Origin of the sequence: Halosolutus amylolyticus, assembly GCF_023566055.1 — an archaeon.
Lineage (GTDB): Archaea > Halobacteriota > Halobacteria > Halobacteriales > Natrialbaceae > Halosolutus > Halosolutus amylolyticus.
The window spans coordinates 787,409-802,275 of the sequence record NZ_JALIQP010000001.1 but is presented as its reverse complement, the minus strand read 5'-3'; the positions used below and the strand labels follow the sequence as shown (position 1 = coordinate 802,275).

Annotated in this window: 18 protein-coding genes; 9 read left to right on the top strand and 9 right to left on the bottom strand. The window is 67.2% G+C overall.

Annotated features, from left to right (window positions below; genetic code table 11):
- Window position 1: 1 nt before the first annotated feature.
- The 5 genes from MUN73_RS03825 to thpR form a co-directional block, all read right to left on the bottom strand.
- Complete coding sequence (locus tag MUN73_RS03825) at window positions 2-667, bottom strand: translation initiation factor IF-6 (protein WP_250139123.1); 666 nt, start codon at window positions 665-667, stop codon at window positions 2-4.
- Window positions 668-669: 2 nt separating this feature from the next.
- Window positions 670-948, bottom strand: a complete 279-nt coding sequence (locus MUN73_RS03820) for a 50S ribosomal protein L31e (protein WP_250139122.1) — start codon at window positions 946-948, stop codon at window positions 670-672.
- Window positions 949-950: 2 nt separating this feature from the next.
- Complete coding sequence (locus MUN73_RS03815) at window positions 951-1,103, bottom strand: 50S ribosomal protein L39e (RefSeq protein WP_007141389.1); 153 nt, start codon at window positions 1,101-1,103, stop codon at window positions 951-953.
- A 53-nt stretch (window positions 1,104-1,156) separates the two neighbouring features.
- The gene (locus MUN73_RS03810) at window positions 1,157-2,098 is read right to left on the bottom strand and encodes a hypothetical protein (RefSeq protein ID WP_250139121.1); all 942 of its coding nucleotides are present in this window, start codon (window positions 2,096-2,098) and stop codon (window positions 1,157-1,159) included.
- Window positions 2,099-2,321: 223 nt separating this feature from the next.
- Window positions 2,322-2,879, bottom strand: coding sequence for an RNA 2',3'-cyclic phosphodiesterase (thpR, locus tag MUN73_RS03805; protein ID WP_250139120.1), 558 nt, complete (start codon window positions 2,877-2,879; stop codon window positions 2,322-2,324).
- A gap of 197 nt (window positions 2,880-3,076) precedes the next feature.
- On the opposite strand from thpR, the gene MUN73_RS03800 reads away from it, so the two are divergent.
- The 8 genes from MUN73_RS03800 (at window position 3,077) to ddfA (ending at window position 9,904) form a co-directional block, all read left to right on the top strand.
- A complete protein-coding gene (locus MUN73_RS03800) occupies window positions 3,077-4,492 on the top strand; it encodes an FAD-dependent oxidoreductase (RefSeq protein ID WP_250139605.1) in 1,416 nt (471 codons plus the stop codon).
- A gap of 50 nt (window positions 4,493-4,542) precedes the next feature.
- Window positions 4,543-5,388 carry a tetratricopeptide repeat protein gene (locus MUN73_RS03795; protein WP_250139119.1) on the top strand — a complete coding sequence of 282 codons (846 nt, stop codon included), beginning with the start codon at window positions 4,543-4,545 and terminating at the stop codon, window positions 5,386-5,388.
- A gap of 3 nt (window positions 5,389-5,391) precedes the next feature.
- Window positions 5,392-5,685, top strand: coding sequence for a DUF424 domain-containing protein (locus tag MUN73_RS03790; protein WP_250139118.1), 294 nt, complete (start codon window positions 5,392-5,394; stop codon window positions 5,683-5,685).
- Window positions 5,686-5,783: 98 nt separating this feature from the next.
- The gene (locus MUN73_RS03785; RefSeq protein WP_250139117.1) at window positions 5,784-6,632 is read left to right on the top strand and encodes a DUF8054 domain-containing protein; all 849 of its coding nucleotides are present in this window, start codon (window positions 5,784-5,786) and stop codon (window positions 6,630-6,632) included.
- A gap of 256 nt (window positions 6,633-6,888) precedes the next feature.
- Window positions 6,889-8,133, top strand: coding sequence for an aminotransferase class V-fold PLP-dependent enzyme (locus MUN73_RS03780; RefSeq protein WP_250139116.1), 1,245 nt, complete (start codon window positions 6,889-6,891; stop codon window positions 8,131-8,133).
- A 117-nt stretch (window positions 8,134-8,250) separates the two neighbouring features.
- Window positions 8,251-8,883, top strand: coding sequence for an HD domain-containing protein (locus MUN73_RS03775; protein ID WP_250139115.1), 633 nt, complete (start codon window positions 8,251-8,253; stop codon window positions 8,881-8,883).
- Window positions 8,884-8,984: 101 nt separating this feature from the next.
- Window positions 8,985-9,404, top strand: coding sequence for a Fe-S cluster assembly sulfur transfer protein SufU (gene sufU / locus MUN73_RS03770; RefSeq protein ID WP_250139114.1), 420 nt, complete (start codon window positions 8,985-8,987; stop codon window positions 9,402-9,404).
- A gap of 209 nt (window positions 9,405-9,613) precedes the next feature.
- A complete protein-coding gene (ddfA, locus tag MUN73_RS03765; protein WP_250139113.1) occupies window positions 9,614-9,904 on the top strand; it encodes a DdfA family disk-determining factor in 291 nt (96 codons plus the stop codon).
- Window positions 9,905-9,916: 12 nt separating this feature from the next.
- Here ddfA and radA read toward each other — a convergent pair whose 3' ends face one another.
- From radA to pspAB, 3 genes are all read right to left on the bottom strand, one after another.
- Window positions 9,917-10,948: a DNA repair and recombination protein RadA gene (gene radA / locus MUN73_RS03760; protein ID WP_250139112.1), complete on the bottom strand. Its 1,032-nt coding sequence runs from the start codon at window positions 10,946-10,948 to the stop codon at window positions 9,917-9,919.
- Window positions 10,949-11,181: 233 nt separating this feature from the next.
- On the bottom strand, window positions 11,182-12,282 hold the full coding sequence (locus MUN73_RS03755; RefSeq protein WP_250139111.1) for an outer membrane protein assembly factor BamB family protein: 1,101 nt from the start codon (window positions 12,280-12,282) through the stop codon (window positions 11,182-11,184).
- 313 nt (window positions 12,283-12,595) lie between these two features.
- Window positions 12,596-13,249, bottom strand: a complete 654-nt coding sequence (gene pspAB / locus MUN73_RS03750; RefSeq protein ID WP_250139110.1) for a PspA-associated protein PspAB — start codon at window positions 13,247-13,249, stop codon at window positions 12,596-12,598.
- Between the two features lie 90 nt (window positions 13,250-13,339).
- On the opposite strand from pspAB, the gene MUN73_RS03745 reads away from it, so the two are divergent.
- Complete coding sequence (locus MUN73_RS03745) at window positions 13,340-13,579, top strand: hypothetical protein (RefSeq protein WP_250139109.1); 240 nt, start codon at window positions 13,340-13,342, stop codon at window positions 13,577-13,579.
- A gap of 245 nt (window positions 13,580-13,824) precedes the next feature.
- Here MUN73_RS03745 and htpX read toward each other — a convergent pair whose 3' ends face one another.
- Complete coding sequence (gene htpX / locus MUN73_RS03740; protein ID WP_250139108.1) at window positions 13,825-14,700, bottom strand: zinc metalloprotease HtpX; 876 nt, start codon at window positions 14,698-14,700, stop codon at window positions 13,825-13,827.
- Between the last annotated feature and the right edge of the window lie 167 nt (window positions 14,701-14,867).

Here is a 14,867-nt window from a genome sequence, read left to right as displayed (position 1 = left end):
GTCAGTCCAGGTAGCCCAGCGCGTCCTCGATCCGGCCGAGTTCCGGCCCCGTCGTGTCCTCGCCGACGACGTAGCCGTTCTCGTTCGCGATCAGGCCCGACCCGACCAGCGGCGCGCCGTAGTTGACCGTGCCGACGTCGGCCCGGACGTCGAGTGTCTCCTCCAGAACGTCCAGTTCCTCGTCGGTGGCCTTCGGGTGGCAGAGCACGCCCGCGTTCGTCGCGACCGCGGCCGTGCCGACCGTCCGGACCCCCGCGAGGTCGCCGCGCTCGACGGGAACCTCGAGGGTGTCCGTCACGATCTGAATCGCCTCCCGCGGGAGGTCGGGATGGACGTACGCGCCGTAGTCGTTGGCAAGCACGACGTTGCCGGCGGCGTTGATGTTTCCCGGCAGTTCCGCGACGGGGACGTCGACGTCCTCTGCGAGTCGATCGCGCTCGGTCTCGAGGACGCGCGAACTGACCAGCAGGCCGTTCTCGTTCCCCGTCGCTAGGGCACCGACCGTCGACGAACCGCCGACGGTCGTTTCGATCGCCGGCACGCCGAGTTCGTCGGTCAGGTCGGCGACGACGTCGTCGTCGAGGTCGGGGCGAACGAGCACGCACGAGTCGGTCGCGCGGGCGAACACCCCGACGTACGCCGACCCGGCGAAGGCGAGACGTTGCAAGTTTACTCGGCGACCTCGGCCTCGACGACGGCTTCGCCCTCTTCGTCGAAGCGGGCCGCGCGGACGCGGAGCTTTCGCGGCGGGTTCGATCGGCCCTGCGACCAGACCGTCTCGTTGATCGAGGGGTCGAGTCGAACGGCGTCTTCGTCGACGGCGAAGTGTTTCGCGAGGTGTTCGCGGACGAGTCGCATCGCGAGGTCGGCGGCCTCGTGGTTGGCCCCCTTCTTGACGTCTCGGAGCGGGACCGTTACCACGCGCTCCTCGAAATCACTGGCACTCATGGTTACTCGTCAGTGTCGCTGCGCCGCCAGTTGCGTCGCTTCGGGTTCCGCTGGACTTCCATGTCGGTCTTCATCATGACCCAGGCCGGAACGCGGCTGTTCTGGTTCTCGAGTTTGGCAAGACGCTTCTTCTTGCCCTTCGATTTCTTACCCATAGTGGCCGGACGTAGCCCACGCTGGCTTAAAATCTTGTCCATCTTGCCGGCGTTCACGAGAGGGGCCGCTGACGCTCGAGATACCGCGTGACGGCCTCGCAGGTCGCTTCGCTCAACCGCGTCGTGTACGCGTACCGATCGATCCCCTCGTGGCCGTCGTGGCGGTGGAACCGATCGTGATCCGCACACCCGCGGCCTTCCCAGCGAGTCCCGGCGTCGAACCGATCGGGGCTGGCGTAGGCCGTCGCTATCGGCGAGACGCGAAGTGCGTCGTCGGTCCGGACGGCAGAGCCGAGGTTGTGATCGCACGGCGATCCGCCCACCGATTCGGCGACGTCGGGCGAAATGAAGGTGTGGAGCGTCTCGTGGATCGCCATGTTACGGGTCACCGCCCGCGAGTCCCAGAGTTCCGTCGCCCCGACGTTCGCCGCGGTGTAGGCACCTTCTCCGTCGGCGCGGTCGATCCGATCGATCGACGGGTGCGTGCCGCCGTAGCCCAGTCGGAAATTGAACGGGGCCCAGCACAGCAACAGGTGACAGGTCGTCGCCGACCCCACGTCGCGCTCGCGCACCTGGTCGCGAAAGACGTCGAGCACCGTCTTCCGGGTCGGGACGAACGCGTCGATCGACGGGTCCGCGGCCGTGAGCGGGAACCGGACGCGCTGTCCGCGCTCGATTCTGAAATCGACGTTAGGGAGTCGCGATCGCTCCCGCGCGTAGTCGAGCACCTGTTCGAAGGCGTCCTCGACGGCCACCATCGCCGCCCGGTACGGGGGTGGCCAGTCCCGGGACATGCCCTGGAACCGGTATCGCACCCAGGCGCGAAGCGGAACGGGCCCCGGATAGACGCGCACGTGGAGCGGGGCCTCGCGTGCGGTCGCGCCGTCGACGCCGATCGTCGAGGCGGCCGCCGCGCCGCCGAGCGCGACGACCACGTCCCGGCGTGTCACGGAGCGACTGCTCGCTGTTCGCTCGCCGTCCGGATCGGCCGTCATGGGTGCCCCCTGGAGAGATCGATCGATCCGCCCGCGGAATCGGGTGCGGACGCCATCGTACGAGACGGGCTACACCGGACGCCGACATGATACCCAGTTCTGTAGTTCCTGAACTATCGCGTTTACAGACGTTTTAACCCGGTTTCGTCGGCAGTAGGGAGCGGCTACAGCCGGCACGATGCCAGACCAGTCGAACGCGGTCCAGATCGGGGAAACCGGCCGCTCACCCGAGCGGGAACGACTCGACCGTCGAGTAAACCGGGCCGTCCGAGGTGAGTGTGCTCTCGGTGAGTCGGACCTCTTCGACGCGGCACTCGCCGATCGTCGGGTCGCGCTCCTGGACGATCTCCTGCACGTGCTCCTTCCCGCCGGCGTGTTCCATCCGCGCGAGCGTGACGTGGGGCGTGAAGTCGTGACTCTCGGCGTCGAACCCCATCGCGGTCGTCCGCTCCTCGATCGCCTCGTGGAGACGGGTCAGTTCCTCGCCGCCCGCTTCGACGCCGAACCAGACGACGCTGATGTAGTCGAGCGAGGGGAAGACACCGAGACCGCCGTAACGGGCGGTGAAGGGGTCGACGTCGGCATCCGCGACCGCGGCGGCGAGTTCGTCCTCGAGTTCGGGGAGACGGTCCTCGTCGAGGTCCCCGAGGAACTTCAGCGTGACGTGGGCCTGTTCGGGATCGGTGAAGTTGAGGCCGCTCGCGTCCGCGAGGGCGTCCTGCAGGTCGGCGATCGGGTCCGCGAACTCGTCGGACAGGTCGACGCTGACGAACAGTCGCATACGGGAGACTCCGGGGCGAACGCTATTCAACGGTGGTGGGTCGGCACGGGACGCGGCCGACGTGGCGGGACGCGATCGATCACGACACCCTGAGCGGCGATCGGGCGACGCCGCACACGGCGGACGCGACCCCGGTACTGCGCGGCGAACGCACGATCGGCAACACTGCAATGGGGCTGGGTGGTCTACGTGGCTCCATGTCCGATACCTTCGTGGTCGTCGGCGGCGACGCGGCCGGGATGGCCGCCGCGAGCAAGGCAAAGCGAGACGATCCCGACCTGGACGTCGTCGTCTTCGAGAAGGGCGAGTGGGTCTCCTACGGCGCGTGCGGCCTCCCCTACTACGTCAAGGGCGAGATCCAGTCGCTCGACCACCTCGTCTCGGTGACTCCCGAGGAGTTCCGCGAGGAGCGCGACGTCGACCTGCGGACGGGCCACGAGGTCGTCGCGATCGATCCCGACGACCGCACGGTCACGGCCGAGAGCGACGACGGCGAGGTCGTCCAGTCGTACGATCACCTGCTGATCGCGACCGGCGCGGCGGCGACGGTGCCGCCGATCGCGGGCACCGATCGCGAGGGCGTCTACACCCTCGGATCGATGAGCGACGGGAAGGAACTCCGGGAGTACGTCGCGCGAGCGCGGGGCGGCGAGTCGCTCCAGCAGCCCGATCGGGGGCCGGCCTGCCAGTACTTAGAGACCTGTACCGGTCCCGTGGGGATCGTCGGCGGGGGGTACATCGGAATCGAGATGGCGGAAGCGCTGGCCGCGAACGGGTTCGAGGTCCACCTCTTCCAGCGCGGCGACGCCGTCCTGACGGGGTTCAGCGACGCGACGAGCGAGGCGGTCGCCGACCACCTCCGCGAACAGGACGTCGTCCTGTACCTCGACGCCGAAGTGGAGGAACTGGCGGGCGAGGACGAGATCGAGGCCGTCGTCACCGCCGACGATCGGGTCCCGGTCGACATGGCCCTGCTCGGTACCGGCGTCCGACCCCGGACCGCTCTCGCCGAGGACGCCGGGATCGAGATCGGGGAGACGGGCGCGATCGCGACCGACGCCTACCGCGAGACCAGCGCGCCGGACGTCTACGCGGCGGGCGACTGCGCCGAGTCGACCCACGTCGTCACGGGCGAACCGGCGTACGTCCCGCTGGCGCTGACCGCGAACCGTCACGGGCGCGCGGTCGGCCAGACCGTCGCCGGAACGCCGACGGAAGGCGGCGGGATCGCCGGCACCGCGGCCGTCAAGGCGTTCGACGTCGAGGCGGCGAGAACTGGCCTCGTCGGTCCCCGGGCGGCCCGTACCGCCGGCTTCGATCCCGTCACCGAGACGATCACGGCGAAGTCCCGCGCGGGTTACTACCCCGAGGGCGGCACCGTCACCGTCACGCTCACCGCCGATCGGGACTCCGGCCGGCTTCTGGGGGCGAGCCTCGTCAGCGAGTACGGAGAAGGGGCGGTGCATCGGAGCCACGCGATCGTCGGCGCGATCACCGAGGGCGCGACCGTCGCCGACCTCGAGAACTACGATCTCGCGTACGCGCCGCCGTTCAACACGACGTGGGATCCCGTCCTCGTCGCCGCGAAAGTGCTCTCGGGGACGCTTCGATGACGTCGTTCGGGTCGTAGCCCTTAACAGTCGTCGCCGCCACCATTCTCCCAATGACTGACCGAGAGGGCGATCGCGAGCACCCGTTCTCCGAGGGCGAGGGATTCGACGATCCCTACGAGGAGTTCGACCTGGATCCGCCGGAACTGGGGATCGACCCCTCGAAGGTCGACCCCGTCGACTCGCGGGTGGTCACCGACACGCTCGACGAGCAGAACATCGACCGGGGGGCGGTCGACGCGGCCGAGTTGCTCGACGTCGGGTTGAACTACATGCAGATCAACCGCTTCGAGCAGGCCACCGATGCCTTCGAGCGGGCCGCCCGCTTCGCCGAGGACGATCGCGTCGCACAGGAGGCGTGGGTCAACAAGGGCGTCGCCCACGCCGAACTCGAGGAGTACGACGAGGCGATCGGGGCCCACCGCGAGGCGCTCCGGATCGACGATTCGAGCGAGCACGCCGCCACGGCGGAGACGAATCTCGCCTACGCGCTCTGGGAGTTCGGCGAAACCGCACAGGCCCTGGAGCACGCCGAGCGCGCCGTCGAGATCGACGAGCGGTTCGCCGAGGGCTGGTTCAACCGCGCGTTCTTCCTCTCCGAGCGCGGCCTGGCCGAGGAGGCGCTTCACTGCATCGACAACGCGGTTCGACTCGGGATGCGCAACGCGCAGGTCTTAGAGGAGAAAGCCCGCATCCTCGAGGAACTGGGCGAGTACGACGAAGCCGAGGAGATCGCCGACGAGGCCAACGAGATGCGCGAGCGGGCCGAACAGCGCGTCGTCGAGGAACGCCAGGAGATGCACGGCCAGGGCGGCCAGCCCGGCACGATGGACGACGCGGAGATCGAACAGGTCGATCGCGTCCAGCAGGACGAGGACGGCGAGTGGAGACTGGAGTAGGCCATGATCGTCAACGAACGCGAGACGCAGGAAGGGTTACTGGTCGCGGTCTGTGACGAGGACGTCCTCGGCGAGACGTTCGCCGAGGGAGAGATCTCGCTGACCGTCACCGAGGAGTTCTACGGCGGCGATCCGGTCGACGAGGGGGCCGTCGTCGACAGCCTCGCGCGGGCCTCCGTCGCCAACATCGTCGGCACCCGCGCAGTGGAACTCGCGATCGAGGAGGGGTTCGTCGACGAGGCGAACGTCCTCGACGTGGGCGCGACGCGACACGCCCAGTTGCTGAGGATGGACTAGCGGCGCGAGCGGGCAGATCGCGACGGATACCGGGCATCCGCCGCCAGCGCGCCCGATCGACACCAAGCTTTTTGCAGAGAGACATGTACTGAATCCGTATGGTAGACAGCTCGCACCCGCTCGATCGCCTCCGACAGCCGGAGTACACGGGCGAGAACCGGTGCATCCCGTGTACGATCGTCAACGTCGTGATCGCAGCCGTGCTCTCGGCGGTGATCGCACTGCTCTCACCGCCGGCCGCGCCGATCGTACTGGCGGTCTCGCTGGCCGCGATCTACTTCCGGGGCTACCTGGTTCCGGGAACGCCGACGCTGACGAAGCGGTACTTCCCCGACTGGCTCCTCGCAAAGTTCGACAAGGCGCCCGAACCGGGCGGTCCAGCCGTCGAGACTCGTGAGACGGGGACCGACGGCGACGCGCCGACCGACGAGTTCGAGCCGGTCGACCCCGAGACGTACTTCCTCGACCACGGAGTCGTCACCCCCTGTACCACGCCGGACGGCGAGGAGGACCTCTGTCTCGACGACGGCCTCCGGACTGCCTGGCGGGCGGCGATCGAGGAGATGCGCGACGCCGATCGCCGGTCGCAGGTCGCCGACTTCCTCGAAACCGACTCCGAGGTACTGTCGCTCGACGTGTCGGGCGGAAACGTCGTCGCCCGCATCGACGGGCAGCTGGCCGCCCAGTGGGAGTCCGACGCCGCGCTGGTGGCCGACCTCGCGAGTTCGCGGGTACTCGAGGATCGCCTGCCCGACTGGGAGGCACGGCCGCTCGAACAGCGGAGCCAGCTCGCGAGCGGGCTCCGGGCGTTCGTCGAGCGCTGCCCGACCTGCGACGGACCGATCTCGATCGACGCGGAGACTGTCGAATCCTGCTGTCGCTCCCACGAGGTGTACGCGATCACCTGCGACGACTGCGAGGTGCGGGTCCTCGAAGTGCAGCAGTAGCCGATCGCGACGGCCCGTCGCGGCCCACCGGCCGTCGGTCGGCGCGGACCCGGGACCGTCGATCGGCGATACACGTATACGTTCGAGTGTGGTACACGTACGCACGGCAGGTCCATCACGCCCTGTCGACGGAAGCGTCCTGCCGTGTACCCCTACCCGGGTTTTTTGGGCACATTGGTCGGTACGCGACCGCGAGACCGGCAGAACGGGGTGCGGACCGAAGGAGTGTTTTGTCTGGCGTCCCTCCTAGACGGTAATGAGTCACCAGGAACTCGAACCGCTCGACGTCGGGGCCATCCGCGAGGAGTTCCCCATTCTGAAGCGGGAGTTCGACGGCCAGCAGGTCGTCTACCTCGACAACGCGGCGACGACCCAGACGCCGGACCCGGTCGTCGACGCGATGAGCGACTACTACCGGCAGTCCAACGCGAACGTCCACCGCGGGATCCACCACCTCAGCCAGGAGGCCTCGATCGCCTACGAGGAGGCCCACGATCGCGTCGCGGAGTTCATCAACGCCGACGGTCGGGAGGAGGTCATCTTCACCAAGAACACGACCGAGAGCGAGAACCTGCTCGCCTACTCGTGGGGCCTGGACGAACTCGGTCCCGGCGACGAAATCGTCCTGACCGAGATGGAACACCACGCCTCGCTGGTCACGTGGCAACAGATCGGCAAGCGGACCGGGGCCGAGGTGAACTACATCCGGGTCGACGAGACCGGCCGACTGGACATGGACCACGCCCGCGAGTTGGTCACCGACGACACCGCGATCGTCTCGGCGGTCCACGTCTCGAACACGCTCGGCACCGTCAACCCCGTCTCGGAGCTGACCGACCTCGCCCACGAACACGGCGCGCTCTCGTTCATCGACGGCGCACAGGCCGTCCCGAACCGCCCGGTCGACGTGAAAGAAATCGACGCCGACTTCTACGCCTTCTCGGGCCACAAGATGGCCGGTCCAACCGGGATCGGGGTCCTCTACGGCAAACGGGACCTGCTCGAGGAGCTGAACCCCTACCTCTACGGCGGCGGCATGATCCGCAAGGTCACCTTCGAGGACTCCTCGTGGGGCGAGCTCCCGTGGAAGTTCGAACCCGGCACGCCGCCGATCGCGGAAGCCGTCGGCCTCCACGCCGCGGTCGACTGGCTCGAGGACGTCGGCATGGACCGCATCCGCGCCCACGAGGAGGAGCTGGCCGCCTACGCCTACGATCGGCTCGCGGCCGAAGACGACGTCGAGATCTACGGCCCCGAGGGCGGCCCCGATCGGGGCGGCCTCGTCAGCTTCAACGTCGACGGCGTCCACGCCCACGACCTGACCTCGATCCTGAACGACCACACGATCGCGATCCGGGCCGGCGACCACTGTACCCAGCCGCTGCACGACAAACTCGGTATCGCGGCCTCCGCTCGCGCATCCTTCTACGTCTACAACACCCGGGAGGAGGTCGACAAGTTGATCGCGGCGCTGGACGACGCGCGACAACTGTTCGCGTGAGAACGACAGCGAGTACCACGTCGCAGTCGCCGATTGTTAGCGTTCCCCGTCCGGCCGGACGATCGGCACACGTCAGTGACGGGTATTTTTTCACCGATCCCCGAGAACGAGGGTCGCATGCTCGAGGACGTTCGAAATCGCGCCCGCCCGTACTTCGACGACGCGCCCCCCGCCCACGACTGGCACCACGTCCAGCGCGTCGACGCGCTGGCCGAGACGCTCGCCGATCGCCACCCGGACCCGGTCGACGAGCGGGTCCTGCACCTCGCCGTCGCCCTTCACGACGTCGGTCGATCGCGGGAGGATCGCGGCGAGATCGACGACCACGCGACCTGGGGAGCGCGGGAGGCGGGCGAGATTCTGGAGGACGTGGGCGCGGATGCGACGACGATCGACGCGGTCCAGCACTGCATCCGGGCCCACCGGTACTCGAACGACGTCGAACCCGAGACGATCGAGGCGAAACTCCTCAGCGACGCGGACAACCTCGACGCGCTCGGCGCGGTCGGCATCGCCCGGGTGTTCGCGTACGGCGGCGAACTGGGCTCGCCGATTCACGATCCGTCGGTCCCGGTCGCCGAGGACGAGACGTCGGCCGGTGCCACCCAGTACAACCACATTCACAAGAAGATCCTCGACCTGCCGGCGCGAATGTACACCGACGTCGGCCGGGACCTCGCGACCGATCGGGCGGCGTTCGTCCGCGAGTTCGTCACCCAGTTCGACGCGGAGACGGCGGGCGAGCGGTAGTCGGGAGGGGCGGTCTGGACCGTCGACCGTCCCGGGTTCGAGACCGCCGCCGTGGGGCCCCGGAACCCTTTTACAACTCACTGGCCTACCCGTATCCAACGATGGGACTGGGTTCCGATATGTACCGACAGCAGATCCTCGACCACTACAAGAACCCCCGGAACTACGGGAAACTCGAGGATCCAACGTTTACCCACGTCGGCGAGAACCCGATGTGTGGCGACGAGATTCGGATGGACGTCCGCCTCGAGGACGACGGGGAGACGATCGAACGGGTGGCCTTCTCCGGCGACGGCTGTGCGATCAGCCAGGCCTCGGCGAGCATGCTCTCGACCGAACTCGCCGGGACGACGATCGACGACCTCCTCGAGATGGACCGCGACGACGTGATCGACATGCTCGGAGTCGATATCTCGCCGATGCGCGTCAAGTGTGCGGTCCTCGCCGAGAAGGTCGCCCAGGACGGCGCGGAGATCTACCGCGGCGAACTCGACGTCGAGAAGACGACGACCGAGGACTGATACGGACTACTGCGAGTCAGTTCCGGTGCAACCGCGACAATCCTGCGGTTGCACCGGCAACTCGTTACAGCAGACCGTATGAACGTCCGGACTGATTTTCACGACGATCGCCCAGGATCGTCTCGTCGACGCCGTCTCTGATCCGATAGCGGCAGGGTAGCGACTCGTTCGGGTATAGCTTTTTGATAGTCAATCACATACTGGATTCGATGATTATCACCGGGACGTGGAGAGGCGACGAACAGCCGGAGCCGATCACCGACGCGATCGTCACCGCGGTCGCAGACGCCGAGGGCGTCGACGTCCGCACGTTGCCGCCGCTGTGGAACGTGATCGATCCCGAAGCGCTCGAAGAACTGTTCGCACCGACGAACGGCGGCCGAGCACGACGCCGCGCCGGGCGCGTGGAGTTCGGCTACTGCGACTACGACGTCACCGTCGCGTACGGCGAGTCGAACACGGTCTCGATAGAGGGGCGGAACGACCGAAACCCACGCTGAGGTCTGTGGGCGTTATTCCGGCTTCAGCCCTTCGTCCTGGACGCGCATGACGGCCTCGCCGTCGGCGAGGTTCGGAGCGTCGACCAGTCGGACGATCCGCTTGTCGCCCTTGGACTTGCGGAGGTAGATCCGGAACGTCGACTTGTGGCCGAGGATGTTGCCACCGATCGGCTGGGTCGGGTCGCCGAAGAACGAGTCGGGGTTCGAGGCGACCTGGTTCGTGACGATGACGGCGGTGTTGTAGAGGTTCCCGACCTTGTCGAGGTCGTGGAGGTGCTTGTTGAGTTTCTGCTGGCGGTCGGCGAGTTCGCCACGGCCGACGTACTCCGCGCGGAAGTGGGCGGTCAGCGAGTCGACGCAGAGGAGCCGAATCGGGTACTCGCTGTCCTCGTGTTCGCCCGCCAGTTCCTTGGCCTTCTCCGCCAGCAGCATCTGGTGGTTGGAGTTGAACGCCTTCGCGACGTGAATCTTCTCGAGGACATCCTCGACGAGTTCGTCGACGGCGTCCTCGTCGTCGGCCGAACCCTCGATCTCGCGGTCCTCGAGGGCGGCATCGATCGCCTCGTCCGGGAGCCCGCGGACCATGTCGTCGATCCGCTCGGGGCGGAACGTGTCCTCGCTGTCGATGAACATCGCGCTGCCGTGGAGGCCGCCGACCTCCTTGGGAAGCTGGACGTTGACGGCCATCTGGTGGGTGACCTGGGACTTGCCGGAGCCGAACTCGCCGTACACTTCGGTGATCGACTGGGTCTCGATCCCGCCGCCCAGCAGGTCGTCGACTTCGTCGATATGCCAGCTCAGTTTGCCAATCTCGTTGCGTCGCTCCAGGACCGTGGAACCGGTCTCGAAGCCGCCGACGTCGGCGGCGTCGCGGGCGGCGTTGACGATGTCGGCCGCGGTGGACTCGCCGACGTCCGCCGTGTTCGACAGTTCGGAGGGGGAGGCCACGGCGAGACTCTGGAAGGAGTCGAAGCCCGCGTCGTGGAGTTTGTCTGCGGTTGCCGGTCCGACGCCAGGGAGCGTCTCGAGGTCTGCGTCTGCCATACCAACGCGTTGTGCCGGACCCCTCATAAAGCCTCGTTAACAGGGAAGTGAAAGTGAAAGTGGGGGCAAGCGGCGGGCTTCCGGACTCGTTCCGATCGGGTCGACCGGCGAAACCGAGCGATCGCGTCGAGAGACGACCAGCCGTCGGGACCGGGCAGAGGCGACTCGTACGGTCTGCTGTAACGAGTTACTGGCACAACCGCGAACCGCCGTACGGTTGCGCCGTCAACGGCTCACGGTAGTCCGGAACAGGGTTTCGGCTCGTCGGCGTCCCACTCGAGACAGTAGAGTCGTTCGTCGTCGCTGCCGACGTAGAGCCGTTCCGCGGCGATCGCGGGCGTGCTCGTGATCGCGCCGTCGGTCCCGAAGTGCCAGAGAACGTCGAACTCCGCCACGTCGATGCCGTAGAGCGATCCCGACGAATCGCCGACGAGACAGACGTCGCCGGTGACGACCGGACTCGAGTGGATCTCGCCGTCGAGGGCGATTCCCTGCTTCGAGAAGAGCCAGCCCCGGACCTTGCGCCGGCCGAAGGTGGTGTCGGTGACGTGGAGGTAGCCGTCCGCCGCGCCGACGAACGTGGTTTCCTCGTCGGGGAGCACCGTCGCCGACGAGGTGAACGCGTCCCGGATCTCGTAGGTAAACCACGACTGGCCGGTCTCGGCGGAAAGCGCGAGCAACGTTCCGTCGTCGTCACCGACGTACACGCGCCCGTCGGCGAGGGTCGGGCCGTCGGCGACCGCACCGTCGGCCGGCACCTCCCACTCGACCGCGCCGTCCTCGATCGCGAGAGCGACCACGGTCTCCCTGGCCGTCCCGACGTAGACCCGATCGTCGTCGACGGCCGGACAGCCGACGACCGACCCGCCGGTCTCGTGACTCCAGCGCAGTTCGCCCGTGTCCGCGTCGATCGCCGACACCCCGTGCGCGTCGGCGTGGCCGGCGAACAGTCGGCCGTCGGACAGCGACAGCGAGGTCGTGAGGTCGCCGGGGAGTTCGGTCTCCCAGACCGCCTCACCGGTGCCGGGATCGATCGCGTGGATCGTGCCGTCGGCCGTCCCCGCGTACGCCAGGTCGGGCGTGACGATCGGCGTCGCGTCGATCGCCGTCACGGTCTCGAACACCCAGCGCCGACGGCCCGTCTCCCGATCGAACGCGAACAGGTTACCGTGGCTCGTGCCGACGTAGACGGTGTCCCGATCGAGCACCGGCGACGATCGGATCGGCCCGGAGAGGTCGGCGGTCCAGGCCTCCGCGACCCGGTACGGGCCGGCGAGGTCGCGTTGCAGGCCCGCGTTCGCGCGATCGCCCTTGAACTGGTTCCAGTCGGTCACTGGTGGGGCGTACCGAACGCGGCCCTATAGTAGCCACTGATACGATCTGTCGTGGGCGGCCGCGAACCGGTCCGGGCCGACGGATTCGCCGCTGGTGAGTCGTGGGTCCTCGGAAAGGAGTGGGGTGGGTGGGGTAAGGGGTACGGACAGGACGGGGCAACTGGTGTATGGCGCAGTTGCGTGATGGGGGTGGGGATGAGGTGGCGTCGGCCGCCCTGCCGTACGTTTCCGTACCGTGGAAACGGACATACCAGTGTCTCCAACACAGTTTGGGACCGGTCGATCGGCGACGATCGCCTGTAACGCCGCTTCGTCACTCCCAGGGGTGTTTCCCGCCCGAACTCGGCCACAGCGGGTACCAGTACTCCTTCTCGCGTTCGATCTCGAGTTCGCCGTCGAGTGCCGCCTCGAGTTTGAACTCCGCGCTCGAGTCGCGTTCGCGGCCGGGACGGGGCGCGAACGGGTAGAACCGGCCGCGGCGGAACGAGTAGATCCAGTAAGCCGATCCATCCGCTCCGGCGGTTCCACCGCCTCCGTCTCGATACCGCTGCGCGGTATCGCCTTTCTCGTAGGCAAACACGGCCGCGAGCAGGCGCGACCCGTAGCCGTGTTCGATGAACGTGTCCGCGGCGAAGTGCATGCTCGTAACGAGGTCCTCCGGGTCCTCGTCCTCGAGGACGACCCAGTGGTAGCCGTGCTCGTCCGACGAGACGGAGAACTCGGTGCCGGTCTCCTCGCGACCGGCCTCGAGGATCGCCTCGACCTCGTCGACGGCCTCGCGGAAGCTACTCGAGTCGACGCCGGAGAAACAGAGCGCACCGACGTCCGCCGATTCGTAGCCCAGATCGGCTTCCATCGTGAGGTAGGCGGTACTCATCCCGAACAGGTCGTCGGGATCGGCGTCCCGTTTGGCGTCGGCCTCGGCGCGCAACCCCAGCACGGCACGGAGTCCGTCGAGCAGTCCCATACGTGGGCCAACGGGGGCGATCCCTTCAAATGGTGCTATTCGGTTGCCCGGGAACGGAAACGGTATCGTCGTGTCGTCTGAACGGCCAGTATGGTCGGCATCAGTATCGACATCGGATTCCCCGTCGCTGCGGTGCTCGCGCTCCTCGGCGCGGCGATGATCTATCGCGACGCGAGAGCGCGAGCCATGGACACCGCGGACATGTGGGCCGTCGGATTCGCCGTCGGGTTCTTTCTCCTGCCCGTTATCGGCGGGCTCGTCGTTCTCGCGTTCTACGTGGGGAAGCGGCCCCCGCGACGTCCCCGGCCGTACGGCATCCCACCGGAGTAATACTGCCGGACAAAACGGTTCATACATCGATCGCACTCGAGACGCTGTCGTCAGCGACGACAGCCGTCGAAACGCGATCGAGTATTCACTGACTGTTGTCCGGTAGTATAACGACGGGCGCGCCGGCAGTTCGATCGCCGGTCGTCGTGACCGGCAGTCGACTCATACGGATTGCTGTACCGATTTACCGGCGCAACCGCGATCCGGGCGGCGGTTGCGCCGGAAATAACGTACAGGAAACCGTATCAGAACGCTTCCATCTCGCGTTCGAGGTCCCGGAGCTGTTCGACCCGGCGCTCGGTCGACGGATGGGTGCTGAACAGGCGGCCGACGATGCCGGACTTGATCGGGATGATGAAGAAGGCGTTCATCTCGGCCTCCTCGCGCATGTCCCGATCGGGGACCTTGTCGACCTCGCCGGAGATCTTGAGCAGGGCCGACGCGAGCGCCGAGGGCTTGCCGGTGATCGCGGCCGCGCCGCGATCGGCGGCGAACTCGCGGTAGCGCGAGAGCGCCCGCATCAGGATGTAGCTCACGATCCAGACCAGTAGAGAGACGACGATCGCGACGACGACGCCGCCACCCTGCCGGTTCCGGCCGCCGCCGAAGAACGCGCCCCACCGGACGACCATGAACGCGATCGTCGCGAGCAGGGAGGCGAAGGTCATCACCATCATGTCCCTGTTCTTGACGTGGGCGAGTTCGTGCGCGAGGACGCCGTCGAGTTCGTCGCGGTCGAGGGTCCGCAGGAGGCCGGTCGTCACGGCGACGGCGGCGTTCTTCTGGTTCCGGCCGGTGGCGAACGCGTTCGGCACCTTCGAGTCGACGACGGCCACTTTGGGTTTCGGCAGATCGGCCTGCTGTGAGAGGCGATCGATCGAGGCGTGAAGCTGTGGGTACTCCTCGCGGGAGACCGTTTTCGCGCCCATGCTCTTGAGCGTCAGCGTGTCGCTGAAGTAGTACTGGACGACCGTCATCCCGCCGAACAGGAACGCGAAGACGAAGATGGTGCCGCCCATGTACGCGGTGATCACGCCGGCGAAGACGATGTACAGCGCGAACAGCAGGAACATCGTCAGAAACATCCGCGCGCGAAGACCCCAGTCGGGCTGCCAGTCCATATCGACTCGTAGGTGCTCCGGAGAAATAAGTACCCTGTCGAGTGAGAGGAGGCGAATCGATCGACGGACTCGAAGCGGACGTCTCGGCGGCGGGACCGATCGTCGATCGGCGCGACGAACCCCCTCGTTTCGCATGGAGACCGCGTTACGTAACCTCGTCTGACACG